Consider the following 19,818-nt stretch of genomic DNA (forward strand, 5'->3'; position numbering starts at 1 on the left):
GGCCACTGAAATAAACTTGCGGAGATAGAACTGTGCAGCAATACGTACTCTGGTATCAGGAATTAGGCATGGGTGACGTCAACTTGGTTGGCGGTAAAAATGCTTCTCTTGGCGAGATGATCAGCAATCTAGCTAATGCCGGTGTTCAAGTACCTGGCGGATTTGCGACTACTTCTTATGCGTTCAATGAGTTCCTTGAACAAAGTGGAGTAAACCAGAAGATTTATGACATTCTAGCCACACTGGATGTAGATGATGTCAATGCACTGGCAAAAGTAGGTGCACAGATCAGACAATGGGTGATTGATACCCCATTCCAACCAGCTTTAGAGCAAGCCATTCGTGAAGCTTACGATAAACTTGCCGCTGAAACTAGCGATGCATCATTTGCAGTACGTTCTTCTGCTACCGCAGAAGATATGCCAGATGCTTCTTTTGCTGGTCAGCAAGAAACCTTCTTAAACGTGAAAGGATTTGACTCTGTACTCGTGGCGATTAAGCACGTGTTTGCGTCACTCTTTAACGACCGTGCAATTTCATACCGTGTTCACCAAGGTTATGAGCACCACGGTGTTGCCCTGTCTGCCGGCGTACAACGCATGGTTCGTTCAGACAAAGCGGCATCAGGTGTTATGTTCACCATGGACACTGAATCAGGCAACAACGATGTGGTGTTTATCACTTCATCTTTTGGTCTGGGTGAAATGGTTGTTCAAGGTGCGGTAAACCCTGACGAATTCTATGTCCACAAACCTATCCTTTCTCAAGGTCATAAAGCCGTTGTTCGCCGTAATATCGGTAGTAAGCTCATCCAGATGGTGTATTCCGATGATGCTGCTCACGGCAAACAAGTGAAAATTGAAGACGTTGCTGCTGAAAAACGTCGTCAATTCTCCATCAACGACGCCGAAGTGATGGAACTGGCTAAACAAGCAATGGTTATCGAAAAACACTACGGTCGTCCAATGGACATCGAGTGGGCGAAAGACGGTAACGATGGCAAACTCTATATCGTTCAAGCGCGTCCAGAAACGGTTCGTAGCCGTGAAGACGTACAATTAATTGAACGTTACCACTTAAAGAGCCGTGGCGCAGTGATCTCTGAAGGTCGCGCTATCGGTCATAAAGTGGGTTCTGGTGTGGCTAAGGTATTAACCTCTATTGCGGATATGGATCAAATCCAACCTGGCGATGTGTTAGTGACCGACATGACTGACCCAGATTGGGAACCTATCATGAAGCGCGCCAGCGCCATCGTGACTAACCGTGGCGGTCGTACCTGTCATGCGGCGATTATTGCCCGTGAATTAGGCGTACCTGCGGTAGTCGGTTGTGGTGATGTGACTGACCGTATCAAAAATGGTCAGTTAGTGACTGTATCTTGTGCCGAAGGTGACACAGGTTACATCTACGAAGGTAAACAAGAGTTTGAAGTGATTTCAAACCGCGTTGACTCACTGCCAGCATTACCGATGAAGATCATGATGAACGTGGGTAACCCAGATCGTGCATTTGATTTTGCCCGTTTACCTAACGAAGGTGTGGGTCTAGCGCGTTTAGAATTCATCATCAACCGCATGATCGGTATTCACCCGAAAGCGTTGCTTGAATTCAACCAACAAGATGCTGCATTGCAGGAAGAAATCAACGAGATGATCGCCGGTTACGACTCTCCTGTTGAGTTCTACATCGCTCGCTTAGTCGAAGGTATCGCATCTATTGGTTCGGCTTTCTATCCGAAGAAAGTGATCGTACGTATGTCAGACTTTAAGTCTAACGAATACGCTAACTTAGTCGGCGGTGATCGTTACGAACCTGACGAAGAAAACCCAATGTTGGGCTTCCGTGGTGCAAGCCGTTATATCTCTGAATCATTCCGCGATTGTTTCGCGCTTGAATGTGAAGCGATTAAGCGCGTGCGTAATGAAATGGGTCTGAAGAACGTTGAAGTCATGATCCCATTCGTCCGTACCGTGAAAGAAGCTGAGCAAGTGATTGAACTGCTGAAAGAGCAGGGCTTAGAGCGTGGTAAAGATGGTCTACGCGTCATCATGATGTGTGAAGTACCATCAAATGCGCTGTTAGCGGATCAGTTCCTTGAGCACTTCGATGGTTTCTCTATCGGCTCAAATGACTTAACACAGTTAACACTCGGTCTTGACCGTGACTCAGGCATCATCAGCCACTTGTTTGATGAGCGTAACGAAGCGGTGAAGATCCTGCTGTCTATGGCCATTAAAGCGGCTAAGGCCAAGGGCGCTTATATCGGTATTTGTGGTCAAGGACCTTCAGATCACGCCGATTTCGCGGCTTGGTTAGTTGAACAAGGCATCGATACCGTATCGTTAAACCCTGATACCGTAATTGATACTTGGTTATATTTAGCCGAAGCGCACGCTTGATCTAGGCCGTAATTTTATCAAGGTGTTAAAAAAGCCGCTTTTTAGCGGCTTTTTTTTGTTTATAATGGGCCGCATAACAATAATTGACTGAAGCCGCCCATGTTACCTCTGTTATCACATCAACAAACCTTAGAACCTGTTTATCTGGCCTATCTTGATGCTTTAGAACAAAGTGCCTATGAAGGTGATATTGATAAGCGCTACAGCGCGCGCTTAGTGCAAGCCACGGATAACTCCGTCTATCAATTTTTGCCCCAGGCGGTGCTTTATCCTAAACACCAAAAGGATATCGAGATAGCACTTAAACTTGCTACGAAAGCAGAGTTTGTGGGTGTGACTTTTAGTGCCAGAGGCGGCGGAACAGGCACTAATGGTCAGTCGCTGACCCACGGTTTGATCCTTGATGTGTCTCGTTATATGAATCGTGTGTTAGAAGTGAATCCTGAGCAGGGCTGGGTTAGGGTTGAAGCAGGGGTCATTAAAGATGCGCTAAATGATGCGCTGCGTCCCCATGGATTCTTCTTTAGTCCCGATCTCTCAACTTCAAACCGCGCCACTATTGGCGGTATGATCAACACCGACGCCTCGGGCGCAGGCTCTTTGGTGTATGGTAAAACTTCCGACCATGTACTGGCGCTGCGTAGCGTATTGATAGATGGCAGTGTGTTAGATACTCGTCCCCTCGATGCGGGTCTGTTATGTAATCCCGATAACGTGAGTGAAAATCCGCTTGGACAAAAACTGATTTCGGCAATTGCAAAGGTATGCCGTGAGAAGCGCGCGCTCATTGAGCAACAATTCCCAAAACTCAATCGATTTTTAACCGGATATGACTTAAAGAATGTCTGGAATGAAGGCTTAACTCAGTTCGACCTTTCACGCATTTTAACAGGCTCTGAAGGCACGCTGGCGGTTATTACCGAAGCGAAACTCAACATTACACCACTGCCGAGTGAGCGGGCGATGGTGAATATTAAGTACGATTCCTTCCAGTCTGCGCTGCGTCATGCTCCTTCCTTAGTGGCTGCGCGGGCAACGGTGGTCGAAACCGTGGACTCTAAAGTGCTTAATCTTGCCCGCGAGGACATTGTTTGGCATTCGGTTTCCGACCTTATTCAAGAAGTGCCGGGTAAAGTCATCGATGGCCTGAATATGGTCGAGTTTGCTGGTGATACGGCAGAAGTTGAGCAAAAGCTTGCGAATCTTGAGGCTGTATTGACCGAGCAAATTGGTCGCGGTGAATGTGGTGTGGTCGGTTATCAAGTCACTCAAGATAAGGCCTGTATTGAGAAAATCTATGGCATGCGTAAAAAGGCCGTTGGATTGCTCGGTGCTACCAAGGGACGTCGCAAACCCATTGCATTTGCCGAAGATACTGCTGTGCCACCTGAAAAACTTGCCGATTATATTATGGAGTTTCGTGCGCTACTCGATAGTCACAATTTGCAATACGGTATGTTTGGCCATGTGGATGCAGGCGTATTACACGTGCGCCCAGCACTCGATATGTGCGATGTCGAAGATGAAAAACTGCTAAGGGTGATTTCTGATCAAGTTGCAGCACTGACGCTCAAATACGGCGGCCTGATGTGGGGCGAGCATGGTAAGGGCGTGCGTGGCGAATACGGCCCATCGGTATTTGGCGATGAACTTTATGGCGTGCTGCAAGATATTAAAGGTCTATTTGACCCTGATAACAGGCTTAATCCCGGCAAGTTAGTGGCGCCCAAGCAAGTCGGCAGCTTGGCATTTGATGTGGATAGTACCAAGCGCGGCAAGTTTGACAGACAAATTCCCGTTGAAGTACGCGATGCCTATCCCGATGTGATGAACTGTAACGGTAATGGCCTGTGCTTTAACTACAGCAGTTTCTCACCTATGTGTCCGTCATTTAAGGTGACTGGCGATAGGGTGCAATCCCCCAAAGGCCGTGCGGGTCTGATGCGTGAGTGGCTGCGTTTGCTTGAGTCGGAAGGGGTGGATGTGAACGCGCTGGCGAAAGCCAAACCCTTAGGTATTTTGCAGCGGATGCAAAATACCATCAATGCGAAGCGCGATTACGATTATTCCCACGAAGTGATGGAATCGCTGAAGGGCTGTCTTGCGTGTAAGGCGTGTTCGAGTCAGTGCCCGGTTAAAGTGGATGTACCTAAGTTTAGGGCGCAATTCTTTAATATTTACTATCAACGTTATCTGCGTCCGGCCAAGGATTACCTAGTTGCGGGCATAGAAGACAGCTTACCTCTGATGGCTGCTGCGCCAAGGCTGACTAATTTCGCCTCGCAAAACCCACTCAGCCAATGGGTCATCAAAAAGGCTATTGGCTATGTGGATGCGCCAGCGCTGTCGGTGCCAACCTTAAAACAACGACTCGATGGCCATGCGAGCCGCGGCTATGATTTGGCGGCATTGCAGGCCATCCCCGCCGATGAGAGGGCAAAATTTGTATTAGTTGTACAAGATCCCTTCAACAGTTTCTACGATGCGGGCTTGGTGTATCGCTTTATCCAATTGATTGAAACCTTAGGATTAAAACCCGTTCTACTGCCGTTTAAGCCCAACGGTAAACCGACGCATATCAAGGGCTTCTTGGGTAAATTTGCTAAAACGGCGCAGTCGAGTGCGGATTTCTTAAACCAAGTGCATAAGTTAGGTATGCCGATGGTTGGGATCGATCCCGCCTTAGTGCTCTGTTATCGCGATGAATATAAAGAAATTTTAGGGGCTAACCGCGGCGCGTTTGAGGTGAAACTGGCTAACGAATGGCTGCTTGGCATACTGCAGGATATTCCCACTAAGGCCATGCAAGATAAACAATTTACTTGGTTTAGCCATTGTACTGAGTCTACGGCGAAGCCTAATACCGCCAATGAGTGGAGCAAAATCTTCACTCACTTTGGCGCTAAATTGACGGCGGTGAATTTGGGCTGCTGCGGCATGGCGGGTACCTACGGCCATGAGGCTGAGAATCTTGAGCGTTCTAAGACCTTGTTTGATATGTCGTGGAAAGACACTTTAAGCAAGATAGACGCGTCGCAGGTGTTAGTCTCTGGCTACTCTTGTCGCAGCCAAGTGAAACGTTTCGCCGGTTACAAGCCAAAACATCCATTAGAGGCTTTATTGGAGCTCGTTAAGGCTTAACGCAATTTTTAATTAGGGATTGGATAATCTCTAAGGCAATGCCACACTAAACCAGTCGTCAGGCTGGTTTTTTTATTGAGGGGACGCTATGGAAAAACACACGGGCAATGTTATCGATACGCTACAGGCATTCACCAGCAAGCCAGCGCCGTATGACGTCACCACACACCCAACGGCGCTGTGTAGTGAAGTCGCGTTATTTCGTATCCAACTCTCCGGTGACTGGATATATCAGGACAGCCCATTACCGACGAAGTTTGCTAAGCTGTTTGCCAGTATTTTACATGGCATCGATGGCGAATATTTTTTGATCACACCAGTCGAAAAGGTGCGAGTCGAGGTGGATGATGCGCCACTGGTGATTGTGGATTATATGAAGGATGAGACAACATCGGGTTTAACGCTGCACAGTAGTATTGGCACCGAGCATTCTCTGGCGACACTCAATCGTTTAAAGCTCACCGACTTTGGGATTTATCTGCCGCTAGAGCGCGGCCTATGGGGAAAATTGAGCCGTGCCTGCTACTACAATTTTGTGAATGAATTCAATTTAACCGATGAAGGTGGCCTCAGTGCTTAAAGATTTTGATTGTAATAACTTGGGGAGGCTGACTAGTTTATTATGGGTTAAGTGATAGTATTAAAACTAACCTTAGCCAATCCTACTCGGGTTTAGGTTTGTGTCGATGGGTCTAAATGTTGTTTTCGGAGGTGCTGTTTGAACCGTTATGAAAGCTTAGGCTATCTTGTTTCGCACTTAAATATTGAGCTGCAAAATGAACTCGATTTGCAGTTGAAACGCTATCAGCTCGACATTAAGTTGTGGCCAGTATTATTCGCGCTTTGGCAGGAGGAGGGGATTACTCAGACTGAGTTGTCCAAACGTTGTGATGTAGCGAACTATACCATGACCCGTTTGCTCGATCAGTTGCAGGTGCAAGGCCTCATCACCCGCCATCAAGAACTCGATAATCGCCGAGCTTTCCAGATTTTTCTCACCGATGAGGCCAAGGCGCTGGAGCAGGATTTGATCCGTGAGGCCGAGCGCGTCAATGAAAAGTTTCTTGCTAATCTTACTGAAGATGAACGAAGTTATTTTATTAAGCTTTTGAATAAAATAAATAAACTGTCATCTAATCCGTAAGTTTTATTCTGCTTCTTTCGGTTATTTACAGTGGCAGTAGCATAAAAAGTAATACTAAACTTGACCCCAGTAATAACCCTTGTTGCAGTAATCGTTGTCGCTGCATTAAGCTATTTTTTCCCTGTTTCAGACTAGTGATTAGCTGATTACGCTTATAAATACGGCAAGTTAACTCATTTGTGAAGGGGTCAATAAATAACTTACATAGGCATTGCCCACCATCTTTCAATTTGATCAGATGTTCACTTTGATGGCTAAAATTGAGTTTGCGCGAAACCATTTGGCCATTGATATAGACTCTCTCCAAACCCGACCAATCACTTGCTTGTAATTCAAGTGAATCTTTCCCCAGCTCATATTTGAAACTGACCATAGTGGCACCTTCTCCGTGACTGACGAGTAGTTAATTCAAGCAGAGACATATAGGGTTTTCCACTACAGAAAAGTGAATTTTACGTGGCGTTTTGGTATCTGATTGGTATTGAGAGGAATTTATTTTTTCGATGGATAAGTGGAGCGAGGGAAGTGGTTGAGGCGGACAACGACTCGTTGTCCGCCTACTGCATGATTAAGCTTTGGCCGCTTGGTAAATGGCACGGGCCATTTCGTCAGCTACTGCACCTGTCGTGCGGTTTTCAGCATCGGCCTTAGCAAAAATCTTCAGCAGCGTGTTGTAGATTTCTCTGACCTTAGCTTCTGATTTTGCTGCGTCATAATCTTTTTCAAATGACACGTTGATAATGCCGCCAGCGTTAATCACATAATCTGGCGCATACAGAATGCCCATTTCTTTTAACTGCTCGCCATGGCGGACTTCGGCTAATTGGTTGTTGGCGCAACCCGCAACAATCTTAGCTTTGAGTTGTGGTAGGGTAACATCGTTTAGAGTTGCACCTAGTGCACATGGCGCATAGACATCCACGTCTTGGGCATAGATATCCTGTGGAGCAACAACGATGGCGCCAAAGTCGGTAGCTACTTTATCCAGTGATGCTTGGTGAATATCGGTAACAATCAGCTGTGCACCTTCTTCATGTAGATGTTTACACAGGTAGTAACCTACATGGCCCACGCCTTGAACGGCGATCTTAAGGCCTTTTAAGCTGTCTAAATCGAGTTTATGTTTAACTGCAGCCTTGATCCCTAAATAGGTGCCTAATGCTGTAAATGGTGATGGATCGCCACTCTTGCCTTCAAGGCCTGCCATGTAAGGTGTTTCTTGATGGGCAATCATGATATCAGCGGTCGTGGTGCCCACGTCTTCAGCAGAATAGTAGCGTCCACCGAGGCTATTGATAAAACGGCCAAAGGCACGGAAAAGGGCTTCGCGATCAGGACGCTTAGGATCGGCAATAATCACTGACTTACCACCGCCCATGGTTAAACCGGCGAGGGCATTTTTGTAAGTCATACCACGGGAGAGGCGTAATACGTCTGTCAGGGCTTCATCATCGGATTGATAATTCCACATCCGGCATCCACCCACAGCTGGACCTAAGTTGGTGTTATGGATGGCAACAATGGCTTTTAAGCCACTTTCTTTATCATGACAGAATACGACCTGTTCATGTTCATCAAAGGATACATGATTAAATACAGCCACGTGAAGTTCTCCGCTATACACAATAAAACGTCGATGGAACGACTTCCCATCGACAGCTCGTTATATTTATTGCAGAACCATAGCATTTAGCGATACTCTCAACCATGCATAATGACCGAATAAATAGATTATTTGTGGCAATCTAGCTTTCCACTTTACGTAAACGTAAGCTTAGAGATGCGAAACCAGTTTTAACTGATGATATTCTCAGACATTAGTATGATTCGCGTGCTGTCCCAAGAATGAGAGCCGCGCTATAACAATAAGATAGGACGGAAGTATGACTGAACAAGCTGTCGATCAAGCTCAACCAACAATCTCTCCTGAAGAAATGGAGAAATTGCGCCAAGAGTGGGTCAGAACACAATTCCAAAAAGCGAACCGTTTTTTAGCGGAAAAAGGGGTTATCCCCAGCAAGGTTTTAGCCGATGAGAGCCGTTATCTTGCACCTTATTTAGCGATTTGGAAGATGGAATCCAAACGTCCTACGACCAAAACCTATTGGGTGATGTCAGGCGATTTACCATCGGATTTTGTGGATGTCAAAGTGGCTAAAACGGCGCGTGATGCGGTTCGTCATTTCTCGATGATGTGGCAAATGCAGGCTGAAAATTTGATCCGTTCAGGCGCAACCAGACGCGATGCAACCCAGGCAAAATTTGCCCAGTTATTAGTCTCCCGTGCAGAGAGTTTATATCGTATGCACAATGATGAAAAACTGTGGAATAGCTAGATTTCCTTGTGTTAAGTCATAAAACCAAAGGCACTCGATTGAGTGCCTTTGTTGTTTAAGTCTGTCTCAAGCGTTGTGTTCTACGTTGAGCATACCGACGGTTTCGTTCCATATTAAAGGATTACGCTTCTTCATCACTTAAATAGTATAAACCTTGATTAATCAGTTCCAGCAACAGCTGTTGTACTTCATCATGTTCGCATAATGCCAAAGCCGTTTCGCTATCAAAGCTGACATGATCGCTTAACTGTACAAGCACCGCTTCGGGTGTATTGGGCAGATCATAGATTTCGCCATTGATGAATAAGCGCGAGTAAGCATCATTCTCTAGACGTAGTACTTTTAAACCGCCAATGCGATTTACACCAGCGCCTTGTTCAAAGGCATCTTGCAGATCGTCGATGCTATAGGCTTCTTCGCCTTCACAAATATCTAATTCAAATCGGTTTTGGCTTAGCAGTTTACCTAGCACAACCTGATAACTCGCAGGATCTTGGGCAAGCTGGCTTAACAGCGACATAATGCCGAGTTGATGATCTTGGCTAATAATGCCCGGATTTGCTGGCTCGGATGCGGAGGTAAAACGCTGTTGACCCAAATTTTTGTCGAGTAAATAGTCGGCCACTTCGCTGACTAATTCTTGCTGACTGGGTGCGCGGTAACCAATCGAATAGCTCAAGGCTAAGGTTAAGGTTTCACCGCAGTGTGGGAATCCTGGCGGAATATAAAGCATATCGCCTTTCTCTAACACCATATCAATAATGGGATCAAAGTCTTCAACCAGAGGTGAATTAGGATTACCGCCACGACGTTGTTGTGGGGTGTTGTCACCTACGGTCCAGCGGCGCTGACCTTCGCCTTGAATAATAAACACATCGTAGTTGTCGATATGGGGACCGACACCGCCACTTGGAGTGGCAAATGACACCATCAAATCATCGAATCGCCAATCGGGGAGAAAACGAAAGGCCTCAACGAGGGGTTGTGAGTCGGGATACCAATGGTTAACCGCTTGCACCAATAATTGCCAGTGGGTTTCACCGTAATTGTCGTAATCCTCAAAGGGGCCTTGGATCACTTCCCAGTTATCTTTTTGGGTCACGACGATGCGCGAAGTGATTTCTTCTTCGCAGGCCAGGCCGGCCAGCTCATCGGCACTGATTGGATCTTCAAAGTGAGGAAAAGCGCCTTTGATGACCACAGGTTTTTGTTGCCAGTAATCCTTGAGGAACTGGGCAATATCGAGATTGAGTTTATACATAGTGTCAAAAAAGGCGACTACATCCTTAACAATGTAACCGCCTCAATCCTTATTTAGGCTAGATAATAAGCTAAGCATGTCAGCTTAGCGTTAAACGAAGCGTTAGCCGTAAACTGAACTTTAGTTAAGTTCGTCAACGAATGCTTCTGCACGGCCAATATAGTTGGCTGGCGTCATCTTCTTCAGCTCAGCCTTCACGTCTTCTGGCAGGGCTAAACCGTCGATAAATTCGGCAAGTTGCTTAGCGTCGATGCGTTTACCGCGTGTCAATTCTTTTAACTTCTCGTATGGCTTTTCAATACCATAGCGACGCATAACGGTTTGTACGGGCTCGGCCAATACTTCCCAGTTTTGATCGAGCTCGGCACGTAAATGCTCTTCATTCACTTGTAACTTGCTGATGCCTTTTAAGGTCGCTTGGTAAGCGATCAGCGAGTGGGCGATACCCACACCTAAGTTACGTAGTACGGTGGAATCGGTTAAGTCACGTTGCCATCTTGAAACGGGTAGTTTTGCGGCTAAATGTTGCATCAACGCATTGGCAATACCTAAGTTACCCTCAGAGTTTTCAAAGTCGATAGGGTTGACCTTGTGTGGCATGGTTGATGAGCCAATTTCACCGGCAATGGTACGTTGCTTGAAGTGACCTAAGGCAATATAACCCCAAACGTCACGGTCGAAATCGAGCAGAATAGTGTTGAAACGCGCAATCGCATCAAAGAGCTCTGCAATGTAATCATGCGGTTCGATTTGAGTGGTGTATGCGTTCCAGTGCAGGCCAAGGCTTGTCACAAAACGTTCAGACAGTGCATGCCAGTTCACTTCTGGGTATGCAGATATGTGCGCGTTGTAGTTACCTACGGCGCCGTTAATTTTCCCCATGATTTCAACGGCCGCGATTTGCTTGATTTGGCGCTCTAAACGCACGGCTACGTTAGCCATTTCCTTGCCTAAGGTTGAAGGCGAGGCTGGCTGACCGTGGGTACGTGACATCAAAGGTACTGAGCGGTATTCAACGGCCAGTTTTTTGATGGCGCTGAGCAGTTCATTGCAATAAGGCAGTACCACTTGCTCGCGGGCTTCAGTCAACATTAAACCATGGCTTAAGTTGTTGATATCTTCAGAAGTACAGGCAAAGTGAACAAATTCACCGACAGCGGCGAGTTCCGCGTTGTCTGCGATTTTTTCTTTGATAAAGTATTCAACTGCTTTCACGTCGTGGTTGGTGGTGCTTTCAATGGCTTTCACGCGAAGCGCATCTTGCTCACTGAAATTGTCTTTAATGGCATCGAGAAGCGCGATCGCTGACTCGCTTAATGGTGGCACTTCGGTGATTTCTGGGCAATCAGCGAGTAACTTTAACCAGTTGATTTCAACTTGAACACGGTACTTAGTAAGACCGAACTCGCTGAAAATCCCTCGCAATGACGCTGTTTTACTACCGTAACGGCCGTCTACCGGAGAGATAGCAGTTAGTGCGGAAAGATCCATGTGAAGCTCCTTGATGAAAACTTATTTTATTATAGGGTAAGACTTTTCTTAGCTGTGTCTAAGATGGCTTTACGGGCAAAGACTAAGTGTCGACGTTTGCCGCCTAGTTGTCGCCATAACACTGCGCTGCGCATGGCTGCAAGCAGCAAGGCGCGGATTTTTTGTTGCACGATTGGACGTTGCAGACACACTGGATTGCCTGAGATCTGAATCTTAGGTCCAAGATTACTGATAATGTCGCTATAAATACTGGCCAGATTGGCAATGACTTGTTCGTCGGTGATCGCAAAATGATGTAGCTGACGATTCACTTGGTTGATGCGTTCGGCAAGCATAGCTAAGCCACTGTTTGAACGTGCAAGTTTACGTTCAAGGGCTAAAATTCCCACCAGATAGCGAGTTATTTCCACATCTTTTTGACTGCTATCCCCCAGTTGATTTAACACCAATTGGTAGCCTTTGTGCAGGCCCGCCTTATCTTGGTAGACATCGGCGGGGGTTTCGGGATTAGTCACTAAAATGGTGTGTAAACTGGCAGCTAGCTCATCGGTGTCGCTTTCACCATGACGGGCTAAATACTGAACTTGTGCAATGGCCTGCAGTATTCCTGCAAAGGCCATAGTACGATCATGGAGCTGTTCGTTCACGGTTTATCCTCTGATCAGTTGATCGATAATTCCGCCACCGAGGCACACTTCGCCATCGTAAAATACCGCTGATTGGCCAGGCGTCACGGCGGCAACGGGCTCGTCAAACACCACTTTGAGGGTATTGTCATCAAGATAGGTGAGGGTGCAAGGGATATCCTGCTGGCGGTAACGGGTTTTCACCACAATTTGGCTGCCATCGGCGGGACCTTTGCGGTCGACCCAGTGTAGTTGATTGACAAACATGCCATTGGACATCAATCGCGGATGGTGACCACCTTGGCCAACAACAAGCACGTTACGTTTGAGATCTTTATCCACCACGTACCATGGGTCATCATTGCTATTTTTCATGCCACCAATCCCCAGACCTTTACGTTGGCCTAAGGTGTGGTACATCAAACCTTGGTGCGTGCCAATCACTTCGCCTTCGGCGGTTTCGATGTTGCCAGGCTGTGCGGGTAAGTAATTACCTAAGAATTCAGTAAATTTACGTTCACCGATAAAGCAAATGCCGGTGCTGTCTTTCTTATCATGGGTAATTAATCCCATCTGTTTGGCGATCTCTCGCACTTCGTGTTTTTCGAGTTCACCCACCGGAAACAGGCTGCGTGCCACTTGTTCATGGCTTAAGGTGTATAGGAAGTAGCTTTGATCTTTATTATTGTCGACCCCGCGCAGCATTTGCGTCGAGCCATCGGCATTGTCGCGGCGGCGCACATAGTGACCCATGGCGATGTAGTCGGCATCGAGAATATCGTCAGCAAACTCTAAAAAGGCCTTAAATTTGATTTCTTTGTTGCACATGATATCGGGATTGGGGGTACGACCTGCTTTGTATTCGGCAAGAAAATACTCAAATACATTGTCCCAATATTCGGCAGCAAAGTTGACCGTGTGGAGTTTGATCCCAAGCTTATCGCAAACGGCTTGAGCATCTTTTAAATCTTCGGCGGCCGCGCAGTACTCGTCGTTGTCATCTTCTTCCCAGTTCTTCATGAAAAGGCCTTCAACCTGATAGCCTTGCTGCATAAGCAAATAGGCTGAAACGGATGAATCAACACCGCCGGACATGCCGACAATGACTTTTTTACCTGTATGAGTGGGTTCGATTGATGTCATAGATCCTAAAACCATTGAGTATATGTGTTAGCGAGTCGTGGCTTGAACCGTTGTCATTAGTGCATGACTCACTTTTAAATCTGCGTTTATATTAGCTGCGTAGTTAGGGCAGGCTTATTGGTGATCCGTTTAGCATCTGAGATACATCAGCCCAACATCATTAAGCACAAGATGCATGATGCTAAAATACCCCAAATTTTTAACCCAAAAGCGCAGTTAAATGCCTTATCGAATCGCGCATTTACGCGGGGGCGTATTCTATCACGCCTTGTTGCTTGGGGCTATCTTTGACATCCCTACAGACGCTGACTATTGAGTAATTCGAGCGAATGAATTTGCCCTTGTTGCAACTGTTTGCGGTAATCGTTGAGGCAATCGAGCACTAATGGACTGCGCAGTTGATGAGCTTTAGCTGCGATCTGCTCAAAGCTCAACCAATGGGCGGCATAAATATCCGCATCCTGTGGCTTAGGTGTGAGTAGCGTATCTACTTGCACCAAAAAGGTAAAACGCACAAATGCGAGGTCCTGATTGGCGCTAAATTGATAAATCCCGACCAATCCCTGTGGCTTGAGTTGAAGGCCTGTTTCCTCAAAGACTTCGCGCTCACAGGCTTGGATAAGACTTTCATTCGCTTCCAAATGTCCTGCTGGTTGATTAAAACGCTGCTCACCATCAATCCACTCTTCCACTAATAGATACTTATCCTCGGTAGAGGCATGGATAATACAAGCAACTGTTACATTGGGTTTATATCTTGCTTTTACTGTCACAGTGATTACCTTTGAGCGGCTAGATTAGGGATATTGGATTGCTTGTTGGCGCAAGACTATTCGGTCTTTTGAGCCACCAGTATGCATTTATGCTCACCTGTCGCTAAATCATCTAGACTCCATTGGCCTATTTTATAGCGAATAAGTCTTAAGGTCGGAAAACCAATATGGGCCGTCATCCGCCGAACTTGGCGATTGCGTCCTTCATGGATTTGAATTTCAAGCCAAGTAGTAGGGATGTTTTTTCGCTCACGGATCGGCGGATTACGCGGCCACACATTCGGCGTCGCCATGATGCTGACCTTCGCAGGGAGTGTCATACCATCTTTTAATTCAACCCCTTGGCGCAGTTTGGCTAAATCGGCTTCCGATGGCACACCTTCCACTTGTACCCAATAGGTTTTAAAGGTTTTCTTTTTTGGCTCAGTCAGTTTGGCTTGGAGTTGACCGTCATTGGTTAACAGCAACAGTCCCTCGCTGTCGCGATCTAATCGCCCAGCAGCATAAACGCCCGGAATAGGGATGTAATCTTTTAAGGTTTTACGGCCTTGCTCATCGGTAAATTGGCACAGAACATCGAAGGGCTTGTTAAATAAGACGATGATAGGCGCAGTTTGAGGCTTGACGCGTGAGGCCGATGAGTGTTTTTGAAGCCGTGTTTTGGGACTATTTTGTTGTGACCCTGTATCGCGCTGCAAACTTGCCTTGGCAGATTTGGCGAAGGAGCTTGGTTTACTTCCTTTGCTGCGGTTATCTGCCCTATGCTGCGGGTGCGTGGTGGATGCGCTCTGGCCGCGAGTGCGAGGTGTTGCCTGAGAAGTTAGCGGGTTATTTTTGTTCATGCAGTAACTAATTGTTGTTCATACCGTGGCGAATAGTCGCTTAAGACAGTCTAGTCATTTTACGTCGTCGCCGATGATATACGACTGAACCTATCCGTTAGCAGACGTCAGAAAGAAGACGTGTTATTTATCTGCACACAGTGTACTTGGCATTCGCCGTTAGTGGAATTTGAATATTATTGTGAATGCTCTATGATGTCGGCCTGAAAATGTGATCTACGCCTAAATGTTTGTTAGGTATTAATGAGTCAATTTACCCACGTTGGCGAACGCAAAGAGGATGTTGCAGCGGGTTTATAGGTTTATAGGGGCGTTTACGATTGCCTCGATAGAGAATTCCTTCGTGCCAATGTTTGTTCGTCATGATATAAAATTATTATAAAAATACTAAATTTTACAATAATGTAGGATGTAACATGAAAGATAACTCACCAACAATTATTTATACCGAAACCGATGAAGCGCCAGCACTGGCAACGCTTTCTCTGTTACCTATCATCAAGACCTTTACCAATGCGGCGGGTGTGGCGGTTGAAACCCGTGACATTTCTTTATCAGGCCGTGTGATTGCTAACTTCCCAGAAAAACTGACTGACGCCCAAAAGATTGGCGATCACTTAGCTGAGCTTGGCGATTTAGCGAATAAACCAGAAGCTAATATCATCAAGCTGCCTAATATCAGTGCGTCAATCCCACAGTTAAAAGCCTGTATTTTAGAGCTGCAACAGAAAGGTTATGACATTCCAAACTATCCTGACGAGCCAAAAACTGACGAAGAAAAGTCAATTAAAGCGCGTTATGACAAGATCAAGGGCAGTGCGGTAAACCCCGTCCTGCGTGAAGGTAACTCTGATCGCCGCGCGCCGCTGTCAGTGAAAAACTTCGCTAAAAAGAACCCACACTCTATGGGTAAATGGGTGAAAGACTCTAAGTCACACGTTGCTCATATGAGCGAAGGTGATTTTTACGGTAGCGAGCAGTCAGTGACTTTGGCTAACGCAGACACGGTTAACATCGTTCTGGCACAAAAAGACGGTCAAGAAGTCGTCCTTAAATCAGGTCTGAAACTGCTCGCGGGTGAAATCATCGATGCGTCAGTGATGAGCAAAAAAGCCTTAGTGAGCTTCTTTGAGCGTGAAATTGCCAATGCCAAGGCTGAAAATGTGTTGTTATCGCTGCACCTTAAAGCCACCATGATGAAAGTGTCCGATCCCATCATGTTTGGCCATGCCGTGAAAGTGTTCTTCAAACCGGTATTTGATAAACATGCAGCGTTATTTGCTGAATTAGGCGTTGATGTGAACAACGGTTTTGGCGATGTATATGCGAAAATCGCCAGCTTACCTGCCGATGTACGTAGCCAAATTGTAGCCGATATCGCGGCGGTCTACGCTGAGCGTCCTGCGCTGGCGATGGTGGATTCTGACAAAGGCATCACCAACTTACACGTCCCAAGCGACATTATTATCGATGCTTCTATGCCAGCGGCTATTCGTTCATCTGGCCAAATGTGGGGTCCAGATGGCAAGTTGCACGATACTAAAGCGCTGATCCCAGACCGTTGCTACGCAGGTGTGTATCAAGAAACTATCGCTTTCTGTAAAGAACACGGTGCATTCGATCCAAGCACTATGGGCAGTGTGCCAAACGTGGGCCTGATGGCGCAAAAAGCCGAAGAATATGGCAGCCACGATAAAACCTTCGAAATCCCAGCTGATGGCGTAGTAAACGTGATTGATGCCAGTGGAAAAGTGTTAATGAGCCACAACGTCGAAGCGGGCGATATTTGGAGAATGTGCCAAGTTAAAGATGCCCCAATTCGCGACTGGGTGAAATTAGCCGTACGCCGCGCACGTTTAAGCAATACTCCTGCGGTATTCTGGTTAGATGCAAATCGTGCCCACGATGCGCAATTGATTGTTAAAGTGAAGCAATATCTGCCTGAGCATGATACTAACGGTTTAGACATCAGTATCATGTCACCAGAAGAAGCGACTCGTTTCTCATTAGTGCGCATTAAAGAAGGTAAAGATACTATTTCTGTTACCGGTAACGTACTGCGTGACTACCTGACTGACTTGTTCCCAATTCTCGAACTGGGTACCAGTGCTAAGATGCTGTCTATCGTGCCATTAATGAATGGTGGCGGCCTGTTCGAAACGGGTGCGGGCGGTAGTGCGCCTAAACACGTACAACAGGTTGAAAAAGAAGGTCACTTACGTTGGGACTCTCTAGGGGAATTCCTGGCATTAGCGGCTTCTTTAGAGCATTTAAGCCAAACTGTGGGGAACCCTAAAGCGCAGGTACTGGCGGATACCTTAGATCAAGCCATCGGTCAGTTCTTAGATAGCAACAAGTCGCCATCAAGACGCGTTGGAGAGCTGGATAACCGTGGTAGCCATTTCTATCTGGCGATGTACTGGGCACAAGCATTAGCCGCTCAAACCAAAGACGAGCAGTTACAAGCTCACTTTATTCCACTGGCTCACGCACTGGCTGCAAATGAGCAAGTTATTGTGGCTGAGCTCAACAATGCGCAAGGTGCACCAGTGGATTTAGGCGGTTACTATCGTTTAGATGCTATCAAGGCTGAAAAAGCCATGCGCCCAAGCGAGACACTGAACAAGCTATTACTTGCTTAACGATTTATCGTTAACTTAACATTAATACTGAAAAGGCCTGCATTGCATAATGCCGTTCACTTAAGAGTGAACGGCATTTTTCTTTGGTCTAACCGGAAACTTGTTTTTGCTCATTTTAAGGACTCGTGGATATGCCCTTTCCCGTTTACCATCCAGCTTAAATTGCCGTGCATTTCGTTCTATATCCAATACGTCTCTCGGGACATTCCCCGGTGTTTGTGATGACAGTTGTGTCAACTTGAAGATGATATAACTCGCCGCATCCCGAAAACTCAGTTGATTGGGATGGACCGATGGCAAGCTTTTAGCCATCAGCAACATCTTATATCTAATGAGATTATAGGCCAGTAGCACGCCCCATAACTCTTGAGTCACCAGCTCCGGTAGTTGACTGCGGAGCGTAAAACGGCTCTCCAGTAGATGTTGTTTCATCTCTCTATAGCCCAGTTCGATTTCCCATCGATGGGCATATAAGTCGACGATGTCTTCGCTGGGGTAACGCATCGGGTCTGTCAACGAGGTCAAAATGGCGACTGACTTACCTTTCACTGTCTTAGTCAATAAACGCGCTTCAAGAGTTTCAGGGAGCTGCGGCCATTTCTTTCTGGCTTGAGGTGTCGTGGTGAGTTTCACCCTCTGGTCATGCTTTCCTAGCGTTCGCACCACCTCATATTGAGTGCCTTTCTTCAATGGCAACAACCAGTGGCTATCAGGTTGCGCTTGCTGCCAAGCGTGCAGCAGGCCGAGCGAGTAAAATCCTCGGTCAAATAGGGTTAGGCTGTGATTAGGAATGCTAGGAATGAGCTGGGACGCTAAGTTCATTTCATTTTCGGCAACCGAATCAAAGGCGCTGTTGACCAATAAATGGCTGCTTAATTCCATCAAGCAAACCATGCGAATTTGCGGATAAGCCGCTTCGCCTGAAGCGTTGGCGGTTCGTCCAAAGGCGGCTTGATTTTGAACACTATCGGGTGTCCGCCACACGACACCGTCAACACCATACAAGTTAAGACCGCACCAATGAGGATGTTCAGCTCTCGCGTGCCAGGTATTGGCGCTGCGGCTAAAGACTTCTCTAATAACCTCACTGCCCAATCGTTTACGCGCCTGAGTCACGGCGCTGCGTGCAACATAATCAATCTCTTGCGGCAAAACAATGTCGAGTTTGTTGATGAGTGACCGAACAGACTCCCCTCGGAACAAAGCCATTCCGATAACGGCCCAAATCATCGCGTCCATCGGCAATTTACGCCGTCTTAACGTCGCAACGCCCTGAGAGTCTAGGCAAGATTGAATTAACTCAGGTTCTAACACATCTGCTAAGCAGGTGAATTCGGTTAGGCGGGTAATATGAGTACGGGCGAGTGCTTCTGAGAGTTGCATAAAAAATCCGATGACATGAGGTCATCGGATTTTGATCTTTTCAGCGAGATCGTCAAGCGATCTGTCTTAACTGATCGGCATTACTGCATTGCAGGCCTTTTTATTGCACTAAATTTAGGAGTAAGTTGTAAATTAACCAGAGCGAGTTAACGTTTAGAGATGAAAATGTATTCGCTCCGGTACACCTATGCTTACAAAATGAGACATGACGTGTAGTTATTCTACTCAAAATAAAAAGGCAGGGATTAATCCCTGCCTTTTAGATCATTGGCCTCACCATACATTATTTTGTTGGTGAAATGGCTGAAGCGTGCATTCCTTTTGGACCTTGTTCTACTTCAAATTGAACCGGTTGGCCTGCTTTTAGAGTTCTATAGCCTTCCATTTCAATGGTAGAATAGTGTGCAAAAACGTCCTCGCCACCTTGATCAGGGCAAATAAACCCGAATCCTTTGGCGTTGTTGAACCATTTAACAGTTCCGCTTGCCATACTTCCACTTCCTTCTGTTGTCTACTTACCAGTAAGATAGTAAAACCTGTATAGACGGGATTGTTTCACCGTCTGAGCTACAGAATGTAAGGAGTAAAAGCGGAAGTCAAGCTAAAATTAACAAAGAGGTAACAACTGATTAAT

General features: G+C 46.5%; 16 protein-coding genes. 6 read left to right on the forward strand and 10 right to left on the reverse strand.

Features of this window, described 5'->3' with window-relative positions; genetic code table 11:
- Positions 1–32 precede the first annotated feature (32 nt).
- The 4 genes from ppsA (at position 33) to FJD32_RS09925 (ending at position 6,687) form a co-directional block, all read left to right on the forward strand.
- The gene (gene ppsA, locus FJD32_RS09910; protein ID WP_047538908.1) at positions 33–2,402 is read left to right on the forward strand and encodes a phosphoenolpyruvate synthase; all 2,370 of its coding nucleotides are present in this window, start codon (positions 33–35) and stop codon (positions 2,400–2,402) included.
- A gap of 99 nt (positions 2,403–2,501) precedes the next feature.
- Positions 2,502–5,543: an FAD-binding and (Fe-S)-binding domain-containing protein gene (locus tag FJD32_RS09915; protein WP_140907401.1), complete on the forward strand. Its 3,042-nt coding sequence runs from the start codon at positions 2,502–2,504 to the stop codon at positions 5,541–5,543.
- Between the two features lie 88 nt (positions 5,544–5,631).
- Entirely contained in the window at positions 5,632–6,123 is a 492-nt protein-coding gene (locus FJD32_RS09920) for a DUF1285 domain-containing protein (protein WP_140907403.1), read from the forward strand.
- Between the two features lie 138 nt (positions 6,124–6,261).
- On the forward strand, positions 6,262–6,687 hold the full coding sequence (locus FJD32_RS09925) for a MarR family transcriptional regulator (RefSeq protein ID WP_037419357.1): 426 nt from the start codon (positions 6,262–6,264) through the stop codon (positions 6,685–6,687).
- A 25-nt stretch (positions 6,688–6,712) separates the two neighbouring features.
- Here FJD32_RS09925 and FJD32_RS09930 read toward each other — a convergent pair whose 3' ends face one another.
- Together FJD32_RS09930 and FJD32_RS09935 are read right to left on the reverse strand one after the other, a co-directional pair.
- Positions 6,713–7,060, reverse strand: coding sequence for a hypothetical protein (locus FJD32_RS09930; protein WP_037419354.1), 348 nt, complete (start codon positions 7,058–7,060; stop codon positions 6,713–6,715).
- A gap of 195 nt (positions 7,061–7,255) precedes the next feature.
- Positions 7,256–8,290, reverse strand: coding sequence for a Glu/Leu/Phe/Val dehydrogenase dimerization domain-containing protein (locus tag FJD32_RS09935; RefSeq protein WP_037426528.1), 1,035 nt, complete (start codon positions 8,288–8,290; stop codon positions 7,256–7,258).
- 280 nt (positions 8,291–8,570) lie between these two features.
- On the opposite strand from FJD32_RS09935, the gene FJD32_RS09940 reads away from it, so the two are divergent.
- Positions 8,571–9,023: a DUF4826 family protein gene (locus FJD32_RS09940; RefSeq protein ID WP_037419348.1), complete on the forward strand. Its 453-nt coding sequence runs from the start codon at positions 8,571–8,573 to the stop codon at positions 9,021–9,023.
- A gap of 121 nt (positions 9,024–9,144) precedes the next feature.
- On the opposite strand, the gene FJD32_RS09945 is transcribed toward FJD32_RS09940, so the two are convergent.
- The 6 genes from FJD32_RS09945 to FJD32_RS09970 all read right to left on the reverse strand — a co-directional run bounded on the left by FJD32_RS09945 (position 9,145) and on the right by FJD32_RS09970 (position 15,159).
- Positions 9,145–10,284 (reverse strand): cupin domain-containing protein, encoded by a 1,140-nt coding sequence (locus FJD32_RS09945; protein WP_140907405.1) that lies wholly within the window; start codon positions 10,282–10,284, stop codon positions 9,145–9,147.
- Between the two features lie 120 nt (positions 10,285–10,404).
- Entirely contained in the window at positions 10,405–11,775 is a 1,371-nt protein-coding gene (gene purB / locus FJD32_RS09950; protein ID WP_037426522.1) for an adenylosuccinate lyase, read from the reverse strand.
- 29 nt (positions 11,776–11,804) lie between these two features.
- Positions 11,805–12,422 (reverse strand): high frequency lysogenization protein HflD, encoded by a 618-nt coding sequence (hflD, locus tag FJD32_RS09955; RefSeq protein WP_140907407.1) that lies wholly within the window; start codon positions 12,420–12,422, stop codon positions 11,805–11,807.
- A 3-nt stretch (positions 12,423–12,425) separates the two neighbouring features.
- A complete protein-coding gene (mnmA, locus tag FJD32_RS09960; RefSeq protein ID WP_140907409.1) occupies positions 12,426–13,544 on the reverse strand; it encodes a tRNA 2-thiouridine(34) synthase MnmA in 1,119 nt (372 codons plus the stop codon).
- Positions 13,545–13,840: 296 nt separating this feature from the next.
- Positions 13,841–14,317, reverse strand: coding sequence for an NUDIX hydrolase (locus FJD32_RS09965; protein WP_140907411.1), 477 nt, complete (start codon positions 14,315–14,317; stop codon positions 13,841–13,843).
- 56 nt (positions 14,318–14,373) lie between these two features.
- Positions 14,374–15,159 carry an rRNA large subunit pseudouridine synthase E gene (locus FJD32_RS09970; RefSeq protein WP_181159859.1) on the reverse strand — a complete coding sequence of 262 codons (786 nt, stop codon included), beginning with the start codon at positions 15,157–15,159 and terminating at the stop codon, positions 14,374–14,376.
- A 416-nt stretch (positions 15,160–15,575) separates the two neighbouring features.
- Between FJD32_RS09970 and FJD32_RS09975 the strand changes: the two genes are divergently transcribed.
- Positions 15,576–17,801 carry an NADP-dependent isocitrate dehydrogenase gene (locus FJD32_RS09975; RefSeq protein WP_140907412.1) on the forward strand — a complete coding sequence of 742 codons (2,226 nt, stop codon included), beginning with the start codon at positions 15,576–15,578 and terminating at the stop codon, positions 17,799–17,801.
- 60 nt (positions 17,802–17,861) lie between these two features.
- On the opposite strand, the gene FJD32_RS09980 is transcribed toward FJD32_RS09975, so the two are convergent.
- A complete protein-coding gene (locus tag FJD32_RS09980; protein ID WP_069454568.1) occupies positions 17,862–19,184 on the reverse strand; it encodes an IS4-like element ISSba6 family transposase in 1,323 nt (440 codons plus the stop codon).
- Between the two features lie 283 nt (positions 19,185–19,467).
- Positions 19,468–19,674: a cold shock domain-containing protein CspD gene (gene cspD, locus FJD32_RS09985; RefSeq protein ID WP_011072576.1), complete on the reverse strand. Its 207-nt coding sequence runs from the start codon at positions 19,672–19,674 to the stop codon at positions 19,468–19,470.
- Positions 19,675–19,818 lie beyond the last annotated feature (144 nt).

Origin of the sequence: Shewanella sp. LC6 (assembly GCF_006385735.2) — a bacterium.
Taxonomy (GTDB): Bacteria; Pseudomonadota; Gammaproteobacteria; order Enterobacterales; family Shewanellaceae; genus Shewanella; species Shewanella xiamenensis.